Raw genomic sequence first — 20129 nt, forward strand, 5'->3', positions numbered from 1 at the left:
TACTCCTTTTAGCTCGCTTTGTTCACCAGGAAAAACACCATGATGATAAGAACCCCTGCTGGTATTGATGATGAACAAAGCGCGATTAACTTTTTTGTTGTGCGCCCTGAGTGGCGTGGCAGTGCACGCGGCCTTTGCCGCACCGTTACCTAAAGCCGAATTTAACTGGCGTGCTGCGCCGACCGAAGAACAGATTGCCAGCTTAACGCTGCGCGACGCCATTCTCCGGGCCTTCGCCCGCAATCCGAAAATCTCGGAAGCGGCGGCACAGATCCACGTCGGCAAGGGGGATATGGATGCCGCCCGCAGCGCCTGGTATCCGCAGATCTCACTGCAGGGTGCCGCGGGACGCTCTCACCAGACCGACTCCGCTGGCAGTCTGAACAATAATGGCTCCGGCGGTATCACACTCAGTCAACTGCTTTATGATTTTGGCCGCACCGGCAGCGCCATCGATGAACAGCATGCGCTGTCAGATGCCTATCGTTTCGGCTTGTTTGATTCGATGACTACCGTGGCGGAAGATACGCTGCAGGCCTACCTTGAAGTCAAACGCTATCAGGCGCTGTCTGAAACGGCGCACACCAATATCGCCTCGCTGCAGCGGGTTCGGGATATTGCAAAACTGCGCGCCGATGCCGGACTCAACTCGCAGTCAGATGTTTTGCAGGCGGAAACCCGCATCGCCGCAATGCAGGCCACGCTTGAGCAATATCGTGCCCAGCACCGTTCCGCCACCGCGCAGCTGACTGTGCTGACCGGCGTGGTTCCCGCCACGCTGCCGGAACTGCCACAGGCGCTGCTTAAGCAGCAGATCACCCTCGACAAAATCGCCTATGAAAGCAGCGCGGCGGTGCGCAGCGCGCAGTCGAAACAGGAAGCCGCCCGTGAACGGGTGCGCCAGGCAGAGTCCGGTCACTGGCCGACGATTAAAGTGCAGGCGGGCCGGACCCGCTATGAAAACGATCGTGCGTCTTACTGGGATGATGAAGTGCAGCTGCAGGTGGAAGCGCCGCTTTATCAGGGCGGCATGGTCAATGCCAGAACCGCGTCAGCGGAGGGCGATCGTGAAGCGGCGCAGGCCGCAGTTCAGCAGGCCAAACTCGCCATTAATCAGAATGCCTCCACCGCCTATGCCGACATGATTGGCGCGCAGCAACGGCAGGCTGCCGGGGAAGTGCAGCTGGCCAGCGCCGACCATACCCGAAATGTCTACGCCGATGAATATCGCCTGAGCAAGCGCAGCCTGAACGATCTGCTGAGCGTGGAACAGGATGTGTTTCAGGCTGACAGCTCACGTATCACCGCGCTTTATGACGGCTGGGATGCCACCGTGCGCTATGCCGCCGCGGTAGACAATCTGCTCGATATCATGGGTATCGATCGCCAGCAAAGCAGCGGCGATCTCCTTCCTTCGCTGCAATAGCGATAAGGCATTAATAATGAGTACATCAACCCTGAATACCGATAACTGGATTGCCGCCATGCTGCGCGTCGCCGCGCGATTCGGTAAACCTGCCGATGGCAAAACCCTGCGTCAGCAGATGCGCTGGTTTGAACATCTGCCGGTGTCCCAGCAGCTGGAGCGGCTCTCCGGGCTGCTGGGATTGCATCTGACCATGGTGCCGCAGAACAAACTGCGCTGGCGTCAGGAGATCACTCCGGTAGTGCTGGTGCTGGAAAATGCCAGCGTGGCGGTGCTGGAGAGCATTGATGCCGACGGCAGCGCGCGCTACTGGCTCAGTGAAGGCGGCGATGTGGTGCGTGAAAGCGCCTTATCGGAACTGCTGGCACGTGCTCAGGGCGATGTCGGGGTGATAGGCGTAGCGGCGCGTGGCCGGGATGCGCGTATCGACGAATTCGTTCAGCCCTATGAGCCGCACTGGTTCTGGAAAAACTTTCGCGGCATGGGGCGCCGTATTACCGAGATCTCGCTGGCCTCAGTGATCAGCAACGTGCTGGCGCTGGCCGGTATTCTTTTTTCGATGCAGGTCTACGATCGGGTGATTCCGGCGCAGTCGCAATCCACGCTGTGGGTGCTGTTTGTCGGGGTGCTGATCGCCGCGGCCATTGAGTATGTGATCCGGCTGATGCGCACCCAGGTATCAGACCTGATGGGTAAACGCATCGACCTCAAAGTCTCGGCCATGCTGTTTGCCCGGGCGATGAGTATCCGAAATGAGGCGCGGCCAAAATCGACCGGCTCCTTTATCTCGCAGCTGCGTGAGATCGACCAGGTGCGCGAGTTGCTAACCTCAACCACGGTGGGTGCAGCAGCCGATCTGCCGTTTGTCATCCTGTTCCTGTTTATCATGTCATTTGTGGGGGGCTGGCTGGTGCTAATCCCGCTGGCGGCGATCCCGCTGATCGTCATTCCCGGCCTGCTGGTGCAGATTCCGATGGCGAAGCTGGCCAAAGAGGGGCTGCGCGAGGGCGCGCTGCGCAATGCGGTGCTGGTGGAGACCATCGAGGGGATTGAGGATATCAAGGCGCTACAGGCGGAACCCTATTTTCAGCGTCAATGGGAACAAACCCACGAAGTCAGCGCTTCAATCAGCAATCAGCAGCGGTTATGGGGCGCGCGTCTTACCGGCTGGGCGTCAACCGTGCAGCAGCTCACCTATGCCGGAATGCTGGTGTTTGGTGTCTATCTGGTGCTCGATTCTCAAATCACCACCGGTACGCTGGTCGCCTGTAGCCTGCTCTCATCCCGTACCATCGCCCCGTTAATGCAGCTGACGATGGTTTTCTCACGCTGGCAGCACGCCAAAATGGCGATGAAAGGGCTGGATGAGCTGCTGAAAAAGCCGCTCGACCAGCCTGAAGCCGCTACGCTGGCGCACTGTCCGACGCTTACCGGCCAGTACGATCTGCGCAATGTCCATTACAGCTATGACGAAGAGAATGAAAAGAATGTGCTCAACGTGCAGCAGCTGCAGATCAAGCCCGGCGAGAAGATTGCCATTCTGGGTAAAGTCGGGGCAGGGAAGTCGACGCTGCTGAAGATCCTGGCCGGTCAGGCGCAGGCCACTCAGGGCAAGGTGATTGTCGATGGCGTCGATATTGAGCGTATCGATCCTGTCGATTTACGCCGTCAACTCGGCTGGCTGTCGCATGACTCCCGTCTCTTCTTTGGCACGCTGCGGCAGAACCTGATGCTGGGTAATCCCCACGCCAGCGAACAGGAGATGCTGCAGGCGCTGCGCATCAGCGGCGCACTGTCGCTGGTCCAGCAGGATGCCGCCAGTCTGGATCGCATTATTAATGAAGGCGGACGCGGACTGTCAGGCGGGCAGCGTCAGATGGTGATGCTGAGTCGTATGATCCTGCGGCAGCCGCAGGTCGTCCTGCTGGATGAGCCGACTGCGGCCATGGATGAACAGCTGGAGGAGCATGTGATCCGTCAGCTACAGGGCTGGATCAGTGGCCGGACGCTGGTGCTGGTGACGCACCGGCCGGCGCTGCTGAAGATGGTCGACCGTATTGTGGTGATGGATAACGGCCGGATTGTGGCCGATGGTCCGCGTGACGAGATCCTGCGCCGTGCGACGACGCCAGCGACGCCAGGGAAAGGAGATGCTGCATGAGTCTGGTTATTGTTGATAAAGATCTTGCCCGTCATGAGCGCCGGACATCGGCGATTATCTGGCTCTGCACCGCCGCACTGGCAATTTTTCTCATCTGGGCGCACTTCGCCATTCTGGATGAGGTGACCGTCGGCATCGGCAAGGTAACACCTTCCAGCCGCGCGCAGGTGATCGACAGCCTGGACGGCGGCATCGTCAAACAGCTGAATGTGCATGAGGGCGATATTGTTGAGAAAGGGCAGGTGCTGGCCACGCTCGATCCGACGCGCTTCCAGTCCAACTTCGGCGAAGCACAGGCCAAAGTGCGCACGCTGCGTGCCTCATCCGAAAGGCTTGAGGCGGAGTTGTCAGGCACGCCGCTTACGTTCAGCGCCGAAACCCTGAAGGAGCCGAACCTGGTCACGCGCGAACGGCAGCTCTACGAGTCGCGTCGTCGTAATCTCACCGAAACCATCAGTAACCTGCAGCAGTCGCTGAGACTGGTACAGGATGAACTGCGGCTGACGGAACCGCTGGTGGCTAAGGGTGCGGCAGGGCAGGTCGAGGTGATTCGTTTGCGCCGTCAGGTCAGCGATCTGCGCGGTAAAATTGATGAGGCGCGTAACGACTATCTGGTGCGCGCCCATGAAGAGCAGGTGAAAAACAATGCCGAACTGGATGCACAACTGCAGGTTGCTGCGGGCAAAGAAGATCAGCTGACGCGTGCCACGCTCTACTCGCCGGTACGCGGCATCGTCAAAGATATTCAGGTCACCACGGTCGGAGGCGTACTGGAGCCGGGCGGTAAACTGATGGAGATCGTGCCGCTGGAGGATCAGCTGCTGATTGAGACGCGTATCAATCCACGTGATATCGCGTACATCCGCCCCGGCCTGGCCGCCACCGTAAAAGTGACCGCCTATGACTCTTCTATCTATGGTGATCTGCCCGGCGAAGTTGAAACGGTATCGCCCGATACCCTGCAGGATGAGGTAAAACGCGATCAATATTACTATCGTGTTTACGTTCGTACTCAGAAAGCAGAGCTGACCAACCGTGCCGGACGAAAATTTCCGATTGTGCCGGGTATGGTGGCTAACGTGGAGATTAAAACCGGTCAGAAATCGGTCATGGACTATCTGATTAAGCCGCTGAATAAAGTCAAAGAATCGCTGCGCGAGCGATGAAAATCAGCACCATAACCACTCTCCGCCTGCTTAATTACGGTGATAAATTAACATGGCGGATATTTCATCATTCAGGGCGCAAAGCGTGCGAAATTTAGCACTCTGTGCGGAACTGGGGCAGAGTTAATTTAATCAGCTTAAGAAAGTTTACGCAGATATAACGGAACGGCAAATTTCAGGCAAAAAAATGCCGGACAACGTGTCCGGCGGGAAATAATAAGTTGTACATCTCATTCGGGGAGAATGAAGGTAATAATGGAATAAATGATGATAGCGGGGACTATTCTATTACCAGATGCCGTAAAAGTTTTATCATTCAGTGCTTCATAAAGCTCTGATGCAACCTGTTGATAACAAACAATACGAATTGAGATTAACGATTCGTGCGCTGATTTTTATCGATCTGTGCTGGTTATTAGTTCCCCGATATTTACATTAAGAAATAACTGTTTCGATCTATGAAACAGTTTTGGAAATTTAGTAGCATTTTCCTGGTGGATTATTGCCCGTTATATAACAACAATGGCCTGCCGGCTGAATTTTTAATCATTCAGTTCGCAGTGGCAAATAATAAAGGCACATAACAGAGGGTAATAAAATGAAACGTCGCGTTCTCTCCCTGGTGATCCATGCATTGCTGGTTGCAGCAGGATCAGCAAACGCAGCTGAAATCTATAACAAAGACGGCAACAAATTAGACCTCTTCGGTAAAGTTGACGGTCTGCACTACTTCTCTGACAACGACAGCTCTGACGGCGACCAATCCTACGTGCGCTTCGGCTTCAAAGGCGAAACCGAAATCAGCGATCAACTGACCGGTTACGGTCAGTGGGAATATCAGGCTGCGCTGAACAACGCCGAGTCTGAAGGCACTGCTGATAGTTTCACGCGTGTCGGCTTTGCCGGGGTAAAATTTGGGGATGCGGGCTCGTTCGACTACGGTCGTAACTACGGCGTAGCTTACGATATCGGCGCATGGACCGACGTGCTGCCCGAGTTTGGTGGCGATACCTATGGCGCAGATAACTTTATGTATCAGCGTGGCAACGGCATGGCGACCTACCGCAATAATAACTTCTTTGGTCTGGTGGATGGCTGGAACTTCGCCGTGCAGTATCAGGGCAAGAATGGCAACAACACCGAATCTGCAAATGGCCGTGACGTACTGGGTCAGAATGGCGACGGCTGGGGTCTGAGCACCACGTATGATCTGGGTCAGGGCTTTGGCATTGGTGCCGCGGCTTTCCAGTCTGACCGTACCAACGATCAGAACAGCGCGACATCAGGTATTCTTGGCCGCGGCGATAAAGCGGAAGTGTACACGGGCGGTCTGAAATATGACGCAAACAATGTCTATCTGGCCGCGATGTACTCGCGTGCTTACAATGCGACCCGCTTTGGTGACAGCAGTGACGCCTCTTCAGCTTACGGCTATGCGGATAAAGCGGATAACTGGGAACTGGTTGCACAGTATCAGTTCGACTTCGGCCTGCGTCCATCCCTGGCCTATGTCACCTCACGCGGCACCGATGTTCAGAACTGGGGCAAACAGAATCTGAAAAAATATATCGATGTTGGCGCGACCTACTACTTCAACAAAAACATGTCTACCTATGTTGATTACCAGATCAACCTGCTGGACGACAACGCGTTCACCGACGCAGCCGGTATCAATACCGACGACGTGGTGGCACTGGGTCTGGTTTACCAGTTCTAAACGTTCTGAGTTGTCAGGGAGCGCAGTTACCGCTGCGCTCCTGCATCGCCTTCCGGGCTGAGCGCTTCAGCCTTTTGCCACTTCGTGGGTTCCGGTGCTGTCGTTACCGACGACACAACACTGCCGAATCGCGCACCTTCAAATGCGACACCTGCCAGCGTAAAGGCTGAAAAGCTCAGCCAGTGATGCCATGCCGACGGCCACTTCTGTGAATTTTTCATTCTGCACCTCTCAGAGATAAACACTGTTTCAACAGTGCAGAATTCATGCCAGCTTTACCGCTCTCACAGCCACAGATGGCGCGCCCGTTTTGATACACTTGCCGCACGCATCAGAGAGGCATTGCCCCAATCAGGTGCAGTCAGGCTTGTTAATGGCGCGGCCGTGAAGGTGTCATATGACGATGACGACGCTGTTCGACCACTTTATAACTTCCGTAAATAAACAGGCCCAGGGCCATAACGAGAATCGCATAAATCATCTGTAGCTCCTTACTTTGAAATAATGTTTATCGCCTGTCGGGAGGCGGGGTCAGGATAGATGACCAGTGAATGTTCTCGTGATTCAGAAAAATATTCAACGCTATTTAAGCTAATTTACCCGAAGTTTATGCTTTGTAGCAGAGACTAATAAAGTGTTACATGCGAGGAAGGATGCGTTCTCAGATTAATCTGCTGTTTATAGTGACGTTAGTACTGATGTTAGCAGCCTGCGATAAGCCAGCAGCAACAACCGCACTGGTACTGGAAGGAAAAACGATGGGAACCGTCTGGCGTGTGAGCCTGGCGGGTGTGGAGATCGAACGTAAAGCGGAGCTGCAGCAGCGCATCCAGCGGCAGCTGGATGCGGACGATGCTGAACTCTCAACCTGGAAAGCCGATTCCGTGTTATCACGCTTCAATCAGAGCCGGGATCTGTCACCGTGGGCAGTAAGTGAAAACATGGCGGATATTGTCACCACCTCACTGCGAATTGGCCGTAAAACCGGCGGGGCGATGGATATTACTGTCGGGCCACTGGTTAACTTATGGGGTTTTGGCCCGACCAGACAGCCAGCTCATACGCCGGATGCTGCACAGATCGCCACCGCCCGGGCGCAGACCGGGTTGCAGCATCTGCGGGTGGTGCAGGGTGCAGACGCGCAGTGGCTGCAGAAAGATCTGCCTGACCTTTATGTCGATCTCTCAACAGTGGGCGAGGGCTTCGCAACCGATCATCTGGCGCGCCTGATGGAGCAACTCGGCATCAACAACTATCTGGTGTCGGTCGGGGGCGCGGTGCTGAGTCGTGGTCTGAATGCGCAGCAGCAGCCGTGGCGCGTAGCGATTCAGAAACCGACCGATCGCGAAAATGCGGTTCAGGCGCGCGTTGATCTGCAGGGACACGGTATCAGCACATCCGGCAGCTATCGCAACTATTATGAACTGGATGGCAAGCGCATTTCTCATGTGATCGATCCCGTTACCGGACGGCCCATTGAGCATAAACTGGTTTCCGCCACGGTGATCGCCACTACGGCACTGGAAGCCGACGGCTGGGATACCGGATTGATGGTACTCGGTACCGAAAAAGCCAAAGCGCTGGCGATAAAAGAGCATCTGGCGGTCTATCTGATCAGTAAGCAGGGCGATAAATTTGTCAGCTGGATGTCGCCGCAGTTTGCTGCTTTCCTGATCCCCGAAAAATCCGGAGAACCCTGATGTTAGATCTTTTTAGTGAAGAGCACCCCTGGCAGGAGCCGCTGGCTGAAGGTGCCATGATCCTGCGGCGTCGCGCGCGCGAAGATGCAGAAGCGCTTTATCAACAGATCCTGACAATTGCGGAACAGAACCCGTTTGCCCATCGCATTACGCCCGGCGGTCATCGCATGTCGGTGGCGATGACCAATTGCGGCGATTTTGGCTGGTCGGTGGATTCACGTGGCTACAATTATCAGCAGCAGGACAACCTCAACGGACGTAAATGGCCACCAATGCCGCCGCTGTTTCGTACTCTGGCACAGCAGGCAGCATCAGAGGCAGGATTTGCTGATTTTAATCCGGATGCCTGCCTGCTTAATCGCTATGAACCGGGCGCGAAGCTGACACTGCATCAGGATAAAGATGAGAAAGATTTGCGCCAGCCTATCGTTTCGGTGTCGCTGGGCTTGCCTGCGGTTTTCCAGTTTGGTGGCTTCGAGCGTGGTGACACAACTCAGCGTGTGCTGCTGGAACACGGTGATATTGTGGTATGGGGCGGGCCGTCGCGCCTGCGCTACCACGGCATTCTGCCGCTGAAGCCAGGCGTTCATCCGCTGGCCGGTCCCTGGCGTTATAACCTGACGTTTCGCCGCGCCTTTTGACCCGTTACGCCGGTTACGGCGTGGTGAGAATAACTATTGCTATCATTTGGCATCCCATTACACTGCAGGCTATTTTTAGCTGATGGATTGCCTGCATGACGTTGTTAAGCGTTGTTTTTCGCCAGTTCCGCTGGCCTTTTATCGGGGTGATTGCGCTGACGTTGTTAAGCGCCGTGCTGGGTATCGGCATGATCGCCTTTATCAACCGCGAAATGATTGTCGCCATTAACACCTCTTTTGCGGTGTTGCCGCAGTTTCTGTTGCAGCTGGTGGTGCTGATGGCGGTGACGCTGGCCTCGCAGCTGGCGCTGACGATGCTCGGCCATCAGTTTGTCTGGCGACTGCGCGGCGAATTTATTAAGCGTATCCTCGATTCCCGGGTTGAACGTATCGAGCAACTTGGCAGCGCGCAGTTGCTGGCAGGACTGACCAGCGATGTGCGGGCGATTACGCTGGCCTTTGTGCGCCTGCCGGAGCTGTTTCAGGGCGTCATCATTACGCTTGGCTCGGCACTTTATCTCGCCTGGCTGTCCCCGAAAATGTTGCTGGTGACCAGTCTCTGGCTGGGTGTCACGCTGGTGGGCGGCTGGATGCTGGTTTCACGCGTCTACCAGCACATGGCAAAGCTGCGGGAAATCGAAGACAACCTTTATCGCGATTACCAGACGGTGATTGAAGGGCGCAAAGAGCTGCAGCTTAACCGCTCCCGTGCACAGCAGGTCTATGACACCGTGTATCAGGAGGATGCCCGTGCCTGGCGTCACCATATTGTACGCGCAGATACATACCATCTCAGTGCGGTTAACTGGTCGAATATCATGACGTTAGGCGCTATCGGCATGGTCTTTTTTATGGCCAACAGCCTGGGCTGGGCTAATACCGCCGTCGCCGCTACCTTTTCCCTGACGCTGCTGTTCTTACGCACGCCGCTGCTCTCGGCGGTGGGTGCGTTACCGACGTTGCTCAGTGCCCAGGTCGCATTCCGTAAGCTCAACGCCTTTGACCTCGCCCCCTATCAGCCCGGGTTTCACGCGCCATCTCCCGTCTCTGACTGGCAGACACTGGAGTTGCGCGACGTCTCTTTCCATTATGGTGATAACGGTTTTCAGGTCGGGCCGATTAACCTGACGTTGCGCCGGGGGGAACTGGTGTTCCTGATTGGCGGCAACGGCAGCGGTAAATCGACGCTGGCGATGTTGCTGACCGGGCTGTATCAGCCGCAGTCCGGCACGCTGCTGCTGGATGGTAAAGCGATCACGGCAGAGGAGCTGGATGTGTGGCGCAGTCAGTTTTCGGCGGTCTTCACCGACCTGCATCTGTTTGACCGGTTGATCGGGCGGGAAGGCGTGGCAGCCAATCCGGCGCTGGTGCAGCAGTGGCTGGAGCGGCTGAAGATGCAGGACAAACTGAAGATTGAAGGCAACAAAGTGCTGAACCTGCGGCTATCTAAAGGGCAGAGTAAACGACTGGCACTGCTGCTGGCGGTGGCGGAAGAGCGCGATGTGCTGTTACTGGATGAATGGGCGGCAGATCAGGATCCCCATTTTCGCCGCATCTTTTATCGTGAGCTGCTGCCGTGGTTGCAGCAGGCGGGTAAAACGGTGTTTGCCATCAGTCATGACGATCACTACTTCATTCATGCCGATCGGCTGCTGGAGATGCGCGAAGGTCAGTTAACGGAGCTGACCGGTAATGAGCGCGATCTCGCCACACTCGACTCGGTAAAGCGCACCGACACCGGACTTTGACGGCAACTGGCAAAACTTAGCAGAAAAGCGCACTGGCGTGCTGCGCGTCAGACAGGCTACTTTAGCAATCATCAGAAACGTCAGTTTCTGCCATCCTGAAACGTCTTCTTTCGTCTGTGTTTACCCCGGCTAAATACCCTTGTTTAGCCGGTTTTTTTAAAGCCGATGCGAGACCAGGGTGATCACCTGATTTTCCTGCCACATAAAGTCCGCTTCCAGTAACGTACCCCTCACAAAACGCTCGCCGAAGTGCTGAGTCAGGCGCAGCGTGGCACTTTGCTGCGCGAAATCTACGGACACCAGTGCCGCATCCAGAAAGTCCATCGGCTGATGCAGTTGTGGCCATAGTGCTTTATATACGCTCTCTTTGAGTGAGAAGAGCAGGGTAGCGGCCGCACTGAAGGAGACGGGCAGTGTCTGCAACAGCTGCTGTTCCTGCTCATTCATCAGCAGACTGGCCGTTTCCTGCGCGGTGGTCACCGACATGAGCTGCTCGACGTCGACCCCGATAGCGCAGGGCTGACGCGTAGCCGCCACCACGACGACACCACTACTGTGAGACAGTGAGGCCTGAATGCCAGCGGGCCAGCAGGGAGATCGGTCAGGCGCGTTGGTCAGAATGAAATCATCAATGCCCAGTTCTGCCATTACTGACCGGGCAAGTAATCGGCTGGCGAGATATTCCGCACGTCTTTTATTGACCGCCTGCTGCAGTCGGGCAGGCAGCGGAATACGCCATTCGACAGCCAGCGCGTCATGATATTTTTGTGGGTCAAAGTGACTCACCGCCAGCAAAGGATCGCTGTGGTTAAGATGACAGGAAAGGATAAAGCCGCCTGCAACAGGCGGCAGCGGCAGGTCGGGATAGCGCATGCGAAACCATCATCAGAACCTAAAAAGGCATTTAATCAGGCGCGATGGTCCAGGGCAAGCAGCCCGCCGCAATCAGTCGTTGGGAGGAATGGCAAAACTCTTGAGAGAAACAACGAAATGGTGGTGACCCCTGCTGATGCGTGCACCCCGGTCGCACCAGTGGCTCGCCAGACGAAAGAAATCGTCGCTGCCAATGTCATACGCCAGTTCCACTTTGCTAATGCCTGAATGAAGTAACGCTTCTGCATCTTTCAGGCTTTTCGCTTTGATCGCCATAAAAATTATCCGTCAATTTCTGGGAAGTTCAGGGTAGTTATTTTCTGTGACATTTTTGTTTCAGTTTGATGAAAAAGCGCAGCGGGCGACTACTTTTGTGAAGCGGGTCAGGCTTTTTTGCAAGCGATAACCTGATGATTTCATGAAGAATGCTAACCCCGTTCGGGATTAATCTGAATGTTAAGCCATGGGAAGTCGTGACAGAGAAAGGCCGCGTCAGACGCGGCCTCGTGGGTTACTTTTCGTCTGGCGGAGAAGGTTGCTTATCGCCAGACTCGGGTGCTTCTGTTGGATCGTCTTTTTCGATGAATGTCATGAACTCTCCTCTTGTTACCCACATGCTTTTAAGTATAGATCGGATTGCGGAAGGTGCGAGGAAAGTGAAGGTCTGATGACAGAAACGCAAAAAGCAGCCTTTTGGGCTGCTTTTCGGGGAATTTGGTCGGCACGAGAGGATTTGAACCTCCGACCCCGGACACCCCATGACCGTGCGCTACCAGGCTGCGCTACGTGCCGAACTCTGGAGGATTAGTCTACTGGTTATCACCATTAATGCAAGATACCTGCAAACTATTTGCCTGATAATTAATCAGTTAGCGATAAACCGCTTCTCCTCGGTGAGTACCTGCAACAGCAGCGCCAGTTCTGGCTTGTGATCTTTCAGCGCGTTGCCCTGCGCATCATAAGCGCGATAGCTGCCGTTGTTGTTGAGTACCAGCGTCACCTGCGGCGTGGTAATGACCAGTTTATTCTCTTCACTGCTGGCGACCCAGTCATGGCGACGACGCGCTGCAAACAGATCTTCACCCTGCGAGTAATTCACCGGATTGGTGCGCACATGCAGCAGGCGCTGCATCAGCGTCGCCATCACATCCTGATGATCAGAAAGGCGATCAACAGTCTGCGCGGGGGTATCAGGCCAGTGAATCACTAACGGCACCTGCAATGTCTGGCGGTTTCCGGCACTGTCAGGATTGCCGTCCAGCGCCAGACCACGCTGCGCGGTGATCACCACGACGGTGTTCTTCAGTAAATCACGCGCCTGCAGGCTGTTAAGTACCGCCTGAATCTGTTCATCAACAGCCGGAGCCTGACGCAGGTAGCTGCGCTGACGGGCTTTAGCACTGTCGCCGGTCACATCAGGGCCGTTCAGGGCAATCCATGAGAACCAGGGTGCCTGTGAACCGTTCTGTTTCTCCAGCCAGTTCTGCCATTGCGCCACCGTGCTGGCGTTGGGCTGACTGTTGGTCGCAGGCAGTGAATAATCGGTCAGTAGTGCCTGCCGGTAGAGCGGCGGATTAAAGCCTTCGGAGGAGAACAGGCCAAACTGATAACCCTGGGTACTCAATGCACCCAGCAGCGCAGACGGCGTCCGGGAGGCCAGAATTCCGTTCATATAGCTGGAGGAGATACCGTAGAACAGGCCAAATAAGCCTTTCTCCGGCGTATCACCCGCGCTGTAGTGCTGCGTGAAACGCACGTTTTCGCTGGCGAACTGATTGAGTTGCGGTAGCGCTTTGGCCAGCGTAGCGTTGTTCAGACCATCAACCGTCAGCACCAGCAGATTGTTACGCGTGCCGGCATCACGGAACGTAATATCGCTCAGCGGATACTCCACCGCCACCGCTTCCGGGTCGCCTTGCTGAATCAGCCGACGCTGATACTCCTGCGCATCGAGCAAGCCGTGACGTTCCAGGAAGCGGCGGGCGGTCATCGGATAGGAGAGGGGCAGATTGGCACGCTGCATGGTAATCGGGCGATAGAAGTTGGCATCAGCCCAGATATACATCAGGTGGCTGGCAAAGAAGGCGCTGATAAACAGGGCGGCGACAGGCTTGCCAAATGAACGGCGATTCAGGCTGCGTAGCTTTTGCCAGCTCCAGGTCGCAAACAGCATCTCGACCAGGAAAATCAGCGGCACGCTGATAAACATCAGCTGCCAGTCGCGCGCCATCTCGCTCTGATCGGGGTTAATGACCAGCTCCCACACCACCGGATTCAGGTGCAGGTGGAAACGGCTGAATACCGCACTGTCGACCATCACCAGCGTCAGCCCGGCGGTAGCGACCACCGCGGACAACACCCGCATCAGCCGTTGCGACATCACTACAAAGGTCAGCGGGAAGATAATCAGCAGATAGGCGGCAAACACGACAAAACTGAAATGACCAACCCAGCTGGTATAGGCGTAGATACGCCCCGCCAGTGAAGAAGGCCAGTCGGCGACCAACAGGTAGCGACTGCCTAAAATCAGCGCGAATAAGATATTAAACAGAGCAAACCAGTGCCCCCAACTGATCATCTGGGAGACTTTTTCGCGGTAGCGCTGCCGGTTGGTTACCATATTATGAAGTCAAATCAGCCAATTAATGGGCGTTGTCGTCGCGCACAGATGCCTGAAGGGCATCGGCGAAAGATCGTGCCAGTGAACGACGTTGCGCCGGAGCGACATCGCTGTTAATTAAGTTGGTCACCATATTTCCCAGTACCATCAGGGAGAGATCGGTGGGGGCTTTGTCCTTGTGCAGGATTTGGGCCATTTCCGCGAGGAGTTGTTCCACGCGTTCGTCACTGTAGCGTGATGATTGTGCCATATCGTCGTCTAAGCTCATTTCAAAAGGCGATATATTACCGGAAGAGCGCACTTTTTACCGCAATTTTATCGAAAGCACCGCGTTCGCTTTCAGCATGGAGTTGAAAGCCGATGCTGGCGGTGTTTGAATACGCGCCTGTGCTAAAAGGAGAGTCTACCATGAGTCTGGATATCGACCAGATTGCCCTGCATCAGTTAATTAAACGCGATGAAAACCAGCTTGAACTGGCGCTGCGCGATTCGCTGCTGCCTGCCACCAACACGGTCAACGCGATGGTGGAGGAGTTACACCGGGTTTATAGCGCAAAAAGCAAAGCCTATGGCCTGTTCAACACTGAGAGTGAACTGGCAGAAGCGCTGCGTAATTGCCGTAAGGGCAACGATGATTTTCTCGCTTTTAGCCGTGCCGCGACCGGTCGTCTGCGCGACGAGCTGGCAAAATATCCGTTTGCGGAAGGCGGCGTGGTGCTGTTTATTCACTATCGCTATCTGGCGGTGGAGTACCTGCTGATTGCGGTGCTGAACAGCCAGTCCAGCATGCGCGTCAATGAGCAGCTGGATATCAGCAGCACGCATTATCTCGATATTAATCATGCGGACATCGTGGCGCGTATCGACTTAACCGAATGGGAAACCAACCCGGAATCGACCCGTTACCTGACTTTCCTGCGCGGCCGCGTTGGTCGTAAGGTCGCTGACTTCTTTATGGACTTCCTCGGTGCCGAAGTGGGATTAGACACTAAGGCGCAGAACCGCGGTCTGTTGCAGGCGGTCGATGACTACTGCAATGAATCGGAACTGGATAAGCAGGAGCGGCAGAACTATCGCCAGCAGGTCTACAGCTACTGCAATGAGCAGTTACAGGCGGGCGAGGAGATTGCGCTGGAAGATCTGTCGAGCGAACTGCCTCCGCTGGGCGAAAAAACCTTCCAGGCCTTTACCCAGGAGCAGGGCTATGAGCTGGAAGAGAGTTTTCCTGCGGATCGCAGCACGCTGCGCCAGCTGACAAAGTTTGCCGGAAGCGGCGGGGGACTGACCCTGAATTTCGATGCGATGTTGCTGGGCGAACGCATTTTCTGGGATCCGGCCACGGACACCCTGACGATTAAGGGCACACCGCCTAATCTGCGCGATCAGCTTCAGCGCCGTACCAGCAGCAAATAAAAAAGCCGGGCTTAGCCCGGCTTTCATTTCCTGCCCGCAACGATAATCTTCACCTGGCAGCGACAAAATAAAAGGGCCGGTTTTTCAACCGGCCCTTCTACTTTTCAACATAATTCGCGATTAAGCGCGAACGAAGTCGATGTGGAACAGTTTTGGCTTGAACGGGTGACGCTGAACAGCCTGAACTTTCACTTTAGTTTCTTTGCCGTCAACTGACAGGGTCAGCACTTCGTCGTAGAAACCTGGCTTAGCTTGCAGGTTCATTACGGAGTCGTGATCCAGGTCGATGGCAACAGCCGCTTCAGAACCACCGTAGATGATGGCCGGGAAACGGTTTGCTGTACGCAGGCGGCGGCTCGCACCCTTACCCTGCTCTTTACGTTCTACTGCATTGATAGTGAGCATTAATATCTCTCTTTATTTAATCCTGCTACAGGCGACCCAGTAACAGGCAGGTTATTCAATCCCGCTGATGCACATGCAAAAGCGGGCGGCAGTATAGCCGTTATGCCGGGTGGTAGCAAACGATATACCCGCCCGCCGGGTTCCGGATTGCCTGTGTCGTCCATTAACGCAGCTCATTGGCGCGGCGATAACGACCCTGATAATCGAACATTTTCTCGCGGATTTGCCAGAACTGGCCTTTGGCGCGCGCCACGACAAAGTCAGGATGACGCAGCAATGGCTGCAACGCCAGCACGTCAGCGGCGGTCTGCCAGCCCAGCGGTACGCCGGGCGCGCGCTGATGCGGGCGCATAAAGAGCTGTTCAAACGCCTTACGCTGGGCGGGTGTCTGCAGACGAAACCGTTCGCTGACGCTGGTACCTTCCTCATCAAAATAGGTTGCCTTCAGCCATTCACCTTTGGCGTCGCGGCCCTGTTCCAGCGTCATGCCGCCACAGCGCAGCACCAGCGCATCCTTCAGTTTCAGGGCAGCTTTAAGCATATCGTCCGGGTCGACCAGAATTTTGTCGCACTGATGACAGCGCCGGGCGGCAATATCATTCTCTGCGCCGCAGTCGGGGCAACTTTTAAAGCGGAAGCGGAAATCACACTGTTCGCGCTCGCCCTCATCATCTTCCAGCACGCCCTGACAGCGTCGGCCAAAATGCTCAATCACCATGCCATCAGCGGTCGCCTTGCCCCAGAAGGTATTGGCGAAACCGCAGGCGGGACAGAAAACCTGAACCGGCTGATTGTCGCTGGCCCCTTTAGGCGCGCCGACTTCGGGCGTAAAGAGGTCATGCGGATTACCGGCGTAATCGAGGATCAGACAGTCGGTTTTACCGGGCGAGAGCCGCAGCCCGCGGCCGACGATCTGCTGATAGAGGCTGACCGACTCTGTCGGGCGCAGGATCGCAATCAGATCCACGTGCGGGGCATCAAACCCGGTGGTCAGCACCGCCACGTTCACCAGGAATTTCAGCTGCTGCGCTTTAAACGCCAGAATCAGGGCATCACGCTCTCGGGGGGGCGTCTCAGCGGAGACCAGCGCGCTGTTTTCAGGCAGCAGCTGCAGAATTTCACGCGCATGTTCCACCGTTGAGGCGAAAATCATCACCCCTAGCCGATCTTGGGCGAACGCCTCAATCTGACGGATGATATGAGGCGTCACGCGCTGCTGCTGTTTCAGTTCGCGATTCAGATCGGCTTCGCTGAACAGGCCATTAGACTGTGCTGTCAGGCGGCTGAAATCATACTGCACTACTGGCATATCCAGCCGCTCCGGCGGCACCAGAAACTGATGCTTGATCATATAGCGCAGCGGCAGTTCATAGATACAGTCGCGGAACAGCGACTTTTCGTCGCCACGCACCAAGCCGTGATAGTGGAACTGATAAATCCAGCCTTTACCCAGACGGAAGGGCGTGGCGGTCAGGCCGAGTAAACGGAGCTGAGGATTGTGCTGACGCAGATGATTGAAGATCTGCTGATACTGGCTCTCTTTGTCATCGCCGATGCGGTGACACTCGTCGACGATCACCAGCGAGAAGGCGCTGTCGAACAGGTCGAGGTTGCGCGCCACCGACTGTACGCTGCCAAACACCACTTTGCGCTGGCTCTCTTTGCGCTGCAGTCCGGCGGCAAAGATATCCGCCTCCAGCCCGTAGGCCTGATATTTACTGTGGTTCTGCGCCACCAGCTCTTTGACGTGCGCCAGCACCAGCACCCGGCCACGCGCCAGCCGTGCCAGCTCGGCAATCACCAGACTTTTTCCGGCACCGGTTGGCAGCACAATGACGGCAGGCTCCTGATGGCGACGGAAATGCGCCACGGTGGCATTCACCGCATCCTGTTGATAGGGACGTAAGGTAAAAGACATGTTGCTCACTTTTATAAAACTGGTGGTAATTATGCCATGAAAGGGCGGTAAACGCGCTGTCAGGCTGGCGCGGATCACGTTATACTTCCCGCACATTTTCAACGGTTAACCAGGCCGTTTCAGATTCCCTCCGCAGTAACAGGCAAAACGAATTCATGCGACTCGACAAATTCATCTCTCAGCAACTGGAAATCAGCCGCGCTATCGCTCATCGCGAGATCCGTGGCCAGCGTGTCACCGTCAACGGTGAAGTGGTGCGCGATACCGCGTTTAAACTGCTGCCCGATCACGAAGTCGCCTACGACGGCAACGTGCTGCAGATGCTCACCGGCCCACGCTACTTTATGCTGAACAAACCGCAGGGCTACGTCTGCTCAACCGACGATCCCGATCATCCGACTATCCTCTATTTCATCGAAGAGCCAATGTCATTCAAACTGCACGCGGCAGGGCGTCTTGATATTGACACCACCGGGCTGGTGCTGCTGACAGATGATGGCCAGTGGTCACACCGCATTACTTCGCCACGTCATCACTGCGAGAAAACCTATCGCGTCACCCTGGAATCGCCGCTCGGTGACGACACGGCCGCGCAGTTTACCGCGGGCGTGCAGCTCCACAATGAGAAGAGCCTGACGAAACCGGCACAGCTGGAGGTGATTACCCCCACAGACGTGCGGCTGACCCTGAGCGAAGGCCGTTATCACCAGGTGAAACGGATGTTTGCCGCCGTCGGTAACCGGGTCATTGAGCTGCATCGCGAACGTATCGGTGACATTGCGCTGGACGACGATCTGGAGCCGGGCGAATACCGGGCGCTGACGGAAGACGAGATCGCCAGCATCGGTCTGCCAAAAGAGCTGAAGGCAAAATAACCGGGCGGGCCAGGCGGCTCGTACCTGATTCATTCGTGCAGGAGAGGGTGTGCGTAAGGAAAAGAATTCACCAACAGGACTGGTGGTTATCCTTGGTTTGTTAGCCATGCTGATGCCATTGTCGATCGACATGTATCTGCCTGCGATGCCCCAGATAGCAAGAGAATTTGGCGTTTCAGCCGGTAGCGTGCAGATGTCGCTCAACCTCTATATTCTTGGCTTCGCGATTGGCCAGCTTATTTATGGGCCACTGGCAGACAGCTATGGGCGCAAGCCAGTGATTGCACTCGGGACTCTGATCTTTGCCTGTGCCGCCGCGGCCTGTGCGCTGTCGCAGAGTATCGACCAGCTGATTCTGATGCGCTTCCTTCACGGGCTGTCGGCTGCCGCAGCCAGTGTGGTGATCAATGCCTTGATGCGTGACAGTTACTCGAAAGAGGACTTCTCCCGCATGATGTCCTTTGTGATGCTGATTACCACCATTGCGCCGCTGCTGGCTCCGATCATCGGCGGCTGGCTGCTGGTGCTCTGGAGCTGGCACGCTATCTTTTGGGCGCTCGCGGGTGCGGCACTGGTGACGACCGTGTTGGTGACCACGCAGATCCGCGAAACCCTGAAGCCGGAGCAGCGACAGCGGTTTCACCTGCGCACTACGCTGGGTAATTTCGTGACGCTGTTCCGCCACAAGCGGGCGTTCAGTTACATGCTGGCGAGCGGCTTCTCCTTTGCCGGACTCTTTACCTTTCTCAATGCCGGTCCCTTTGTCTACATCGAGCTTAATCACGTCTCACCGCAAAACTTTGGCTACTATTTTGGCCTCAACGTGGTGTTTCTGTTTCTGCTGACGCTGATTAACAGCCGCGCCGTACGCCGCTTTGGTCCGGTGGCGATGTTCCGTCTGGGCCTGCTGATACAATTCTGCATGGGGATCTGGCTGCTGATTGTCAGCGCCTTCAGCCTCGGCTTCCTGCCGCTGGTGATGGGGATCGCGCTGTTTATCGGTTGCGTGTCGATGGTCTCATCGAATGCGATGGCGGTGATTCTGGATGAGTTTCCCCACATGGCGGGTACGGCCTCGTCCCTGGCGGGTACGCTGCGTTTTGGCGTTGGTGCTTTTGTGGGGGCGTTGCTGTCGCTGGTAAGTTTTAACAGCGCCTGGCCGATGGTCGGTACTATCGCGCTCTGCGCAACAATCTCTCTGCTGCTCTTTTTCTACGCTTCACGTTCCCGCCCTGCGGCCCGTTAATCGGGCGCAGTGGTTTTCCCGCCTTTATCCGCAGTGATGCACATCTCGCCGGTTTTGTTTCTTTATTGTGAAAACTTTTAGTTAAAAAAGTAACCACAATGCAGCTAAAATGATTGTTAACGTCGTGTGAACGCGGTACATATAGGCTGAAGTGCGATGTAAGTCGCAAAAATGCGCTTCTGCAATCCGCCTAGACGGGCCTGCCATCCCTGTCCTGACT

General features: G+C 55.6%; 18 protein-coding genes and 1 tRNA gene. 10 read left to right on the forward strand and 9 right to left on the reverse strand.

Annotation, left to right across the window (positions count from 1 at the left end):
- Positions 1 to 70: 70 nt before the first annotated feature.
- The 4 genes from K6R05_RS06200 to ompC all read left to right on the forward strand — a co-directional run bounded on the left by K6R05_RS06200 (position 71) and on the right by ompC (position 6470).
- Positions 71 to 1426 (forward strand): TolC family outer membrane protein, encoded by a 1356-nt coding sequence (locus K6R05_RS06200; protein WP_222925462.1) that lies wholly within the window; start codon positions 71 to 73, stop codon positions 1424 to 1426.
- Positions 1427 to 1442: 16 nt separating this feature from the next.
- Positions 1443 to 3587, forward strand: coding sequence for a type I secretion system permease/ATPase (locus K6R05_RS06205; RefSeq protein WP_222925200.1), 2145 nt, complete (start codon positions 1443 to 1445; stop codon positions 3585 to 3587).
- Positions 3584 to 4753: a beta-barrel domain-containing protein gene (locus K6R05_RS06210; RefSeq protein WP_161732172.1), complete on the forward strand. Its 1170-nt coding sequence runs from the start codon at positions 3584 to 3586 to the stop codon at positions 4751 to 4753. Before K6R05_RS06205 ends, K6R05_RS06210 begins: the two co-directional genes overlap by 4 nt.
- Before the next feature lie 598 nt (positions 4754 to 5351).
- A complete protein-coding gene (ompC, locus tag K6R05_RS06215; protein WP_222925201.1) occupies positions 5352 to 6470 on the forward strand; it encodes a porin OmpC in 1119 nt (372 codons plus the stop codon).
- A 26-nt stretch (positions 6471 to 6496) separates the two neighbouring features.
- Here the strand turns inward: ompC and K6R05_RS06220 are convergent, their stop codons facing one another.
- Together K6R05_RS06220 and K6R05_RS06225 are read right to left on the reverse strand one after the other, a co-directional pair.
- A complete protein-coding gene (locus K6R05_RS06220) occupies positions 6497 to 6691 on the reverse strand; it encodes a hypothetical protein (RefSeq protein WP_150010500.1) in 195 nt (64 codons plus the stop codon).
- 149 nt (positions 6692 to 6840) lie between these two features.
- Positions 6841 to 6951 (reverse strand): response regulator, encoded by a 111-nt coding sequence (locus K6R05_RS06225; protein ID WP_202604857.1) that lies wholly within the window; start codon positions 6949 to 6951, stop codon positions 6841 to 6843.
- A gap of 172 nt (positions 6952 to 7123) precedes the next feature.
- Between K6R05_RS06225 and apbE the strand changes: the two genes are divergently transcribed.
- The 3 genes from apbE (at position 7124) to K6R05_RS06240 (ending at position 10559) form a co-directional block, all read left to right on the forward strand.
- Positions 7124 to 8170 (forward strand): FAD:protein FMN transferase ApbE, encoded by a 1047-nt coding sequence (apbE, locus tag K6R05_RS06230; RefSeq protein WP_161732174.1) that lies wholly within the window; start codon positions 7124 to 7126, stop codon positions 8168 to 8170.
- Complete coding sequence (gene alkB / locus K6R05_RS06235; RefSeq protein WP_222925202.1) at positions 8170 to 8811, forward strand: DNA oxidative demethylase AlkB; 642 nt, start codon at positions 8170 to 8172, stop codon at positions 8809 to 8811. The genes apbE and alkB overlap by 1 nt, the downstream gene beginning before the upstream one ends.
- Before the next feature lie 95 nt (positions 8812 to 8906).
- A complete protein-coding gene (locus K6R05_RS06240) occupies positions 8907 to 10559 on the forward strand; it encodes a multidrug ABC transporter permease/ATP-binding protein (protein ID WP_161732176.1) in 1653 nt (550 codons plus the stop codon).
- 156 nt (positions 10560 to 10715) lie between these two features.
- On the opposite strand, the gene K6R05_RS06245 is transcribed toward K6R05_RS06240, so the two are convergent.
- From K6R05_RS06245 to K6R05_RS06265, 5 genes are all read right to left on the reverse strand, one after another.
- Positions 10716 to 11432, reverse strand: a complete 717-nt coding sequence (locus tag K6R05_RS06245) for a 4'-phosphopantetheinyl transferase family protein (protein WP_161732177.1) — start codon at positions 11430 to 11432, stop codon at positions 10716 to 10718.
- A 72-nt stretch (positions 11433 to 11504) separates the two neighbouring features.
- Positions 11505 to 11708 carry a hypothetical protein gene (locus K6R05_RS06250; protein WP_003854174.1) on the reverse strand — a complete coding sequence of 68 codons (204 nt, stop codon included), beginning with the start codon at positions 11706 to 11708 and terminating at the stop codon, positions 11505 to 11507.
- Positions 11709 to 12147: 439 nt separating this feature from the next.
- Positions 12148 to 12224, reverse strand: a tRNA-Pro gene (locus K6R05_RS06255).
- A gap of 73 nt (positions 12225 to 12297) precedes the next feature.
- Positions 12298 to 14052, reverse strand: a complete 1755-nt coding sequence (gene yejM, locus K6R05_RS06260) for an LPS biosynthesis-modulating metalloenzyme YejM (RefSeq protein ID WP_161732179.1) — start codon at positions 14050 to 14052, stop codon at positions 12298 to 12300.
- Between the two features lie 22 nt (positions 14053 to 14074).
- Complete coding sequence (locus K6R05_RS06265) at positions 14075 to 14302, reverse strand: YejL family protein (RefSeq protein WP_010248348.1); 228 nt, start codon at positions 14300 to 14302, stop codon at positions 14075 to 14077.
- A 158-nt stretch (positions 14303 to 14460) separates the two neighbouring features.
- Here K6R05_RS06265 and yejK point away from each other — a divergent pair, with 158 nt between their 5' ends.
- Positions 14461 to 15465 (forward strand): nucleoid-associated protein YejK, encoded by a 1005-nt coding sequence (gene yejK / locus K6R05_RS06270; protein ID WP_161732180.1) that lies wholly within the window; start codon positions 14461 to 14463, stop codon positions 15463 to 15465.
- A 120-nt stretch (positions 15466 to 15585) separates the two neighbouring features.
- On the opposite strand, the gene rplY is transcribed toward yejK, so the two are convergent.
- Both rplY and radD read right to left on the reverse strand, forming a co-directional pair.
- Positions 15586 to 15870 carry a 50S ribosomal protein L25 gene (rplY, locus tag K6R05_RS06275; protein WP_013358540.1) on the reverse strand — a complete coding sequence of 95 codons (285 nt, stop codon included), beginning with the start codon at positions 15868 to 15870 and terminating at the stop codon, positions 15586 to 15588.
- A 163-nt stretch (positions 15871 to 16033) separates the two neighbouring features.
- Positions 16034 to 17788, reverse strand: a complete 1755-nt coding sequence (gene radD / locus K6R05_RS06280) for a DNA repair helicase RadD (protein ID WP_222925203.1) — start codon at positions 17786 to 17788, stop codon at positions 16034 to 16036.
- A gap of 155 nt (positions 17789 to 17943) precedes the next feature.
- On the opposite strand from radD, the gene rsuA reads away from it, so the two are divergent.
- Together rsuA and K6R05_RS06290 are read left to right on the forward strand one after the other, a co-directional pair.
- Positions 17944 to 18663 carry a 16S rRNA pseudouridine(516) synthase RsuA gene (rsuA, locus tag K6R05_RS06285; protein ID WP_161732182.1) on the forward strand — a complete coding sequence of 240 codons (720 nt, stop codon included), beginning with the start codon at positions 17944 to 17946 and terminating at the stop codon, positions 18661 to 18663.
- Positions 18664 to 18712: 49 nt separating this feature from the next.
- Positions 18713 to 19909 carry a Bcr/CflA family multidrug efflux MFS transporter gene (locus K6R05_RS06290; RefSeq protein WP_161732183.1) on the forward strand — a complete coding sequence of 399 codons (1197 nt, stop codon included), beginning with the start codon at positions 18713 to 18715 and terminating at the stop codon, positions 19907 to 19909.
- Positions 19910 to 20129 lie beyond the last annotated feature (220 nt).

Origin of the sequence: Pantoea alfalfae, from assembly GCF_019880205.1 — a bacterium.
Classification (GTDB): Bacteria; Pseudomonadota; Gammaproteobacteria; order Enterobacterales; family Enterobacteriaceae; genus Pantoea; species Pantoea alfalfae.

Coding starts and splice junctions, on each gene's coding strand:
- K6R05_RS06200 (WP_222925462.1), top strand. CDS start 71: ATGAACAAAGCGCGATTAACTTTTTTGTTGTGCGCCCTGAGTGGCGTG.
- ompC (WP_222925201.1), top strand. CDS start 5,352: ATGAAACGTCGCGTTCTCTCCCTGGTGATCCATGCATTGCTGGTTGCA.
- radD (WP_222925203.1), bottom strand. CDS start 17,788: ATGTCTTTTACCTTACGTCCCTATCAACAGGATGCGGTGAATGCCACC.
- K6R05_RS06245 (WP_161732177.1), bottom strand. CDS start 11,432: ATGCGCTATCCCGACCTGCCGCTGCCGCCTGTTGCAGGCGGCTTTATC.
- K6R05_RS06225 (WP_202604857.1), bottom strand. CDS start 6,951: ATGATTTATGCGATTCTCGTTATGGCCCTGGGCCTGTTTATTTACGGA.
- K6R05_RS06265 (WP_010248348.1), bottom strand. CDS start 14,302: ATGGCACAATCATCACGCTACAGTGACGAACGCGTGGAACAACTCCTC.
- yejM (WP_161732179.1), bottom strand. CDS start 14,052: ATGGTAACCAACCGGCAGCGCTACCGCGAAAAAGTCTCCCAGATGATC.
- rsuA (WP_161732182.1), top strand. CDS start 17,944: ATGCGACTCGACAAATTCATCTCTCAGCAACTGGAAATCAGCCGCGCT.
- rplY (WP_013358540.1), bottom strand. CDS start 15,870: ATGCTCACTATCAATGCAGTAGAACGTAAAGAGCAGGGTAAGGGTGCG.
- K6R05_RS06205 (WP_222925200.1), top strand. CDS start 1,443: ATGAGTACATCAACCCTGAATACCGATAACTGGATTGCCGCCATGCTG.
- apbE (WP_161732174.1), top strand. CDS start 7,124: ATGCGTTCTCAGATTAATCTGCTGTTTATAGTGACGTTAGTACTGATG.
- alkB (WP_222925202.1), top strand. CDS start 8,170: ATGTTAGATCTTTTTAGTGAAGAGCACCCCTGGCAGGAGCCGCTGGCT.
- K6R05_RS06240 (WP_161732176.1), top strand. CDS start 8,907: ATGACGTTGTTAAGCGTTGTTTTTCGCCAGTTCCGCTGGCCTTTTATC.
- yejK (WP_161732180.1), top strand. CDS start 14,461: ATGAGTCTGGATATCGACCAGATTGCCCTGCATCAGTTAATTAAACGC.
- K6R05_RS06250 (WP_003854174.1), bottom strand. CDS start 11,708: ATGGCGATCAAAGCGAAAAGCCTGAAAGATGCAGAAGCGTTACTTCAT.
- K6R05_RS06220 (WP_150010500.1), bottom strand. CDS start 6,691: ATGAAAAATTCACAGAAGTGGCCGTCGGCATGGCATCACTGGCTGAGC.
- K6R05_RS06210 (WP_161732172.1), top strand. CDS start 3,584: ATGAGTCTGGTTATTGTTGATAAAGATCTTGCCCGTCATGAGCGCCGG.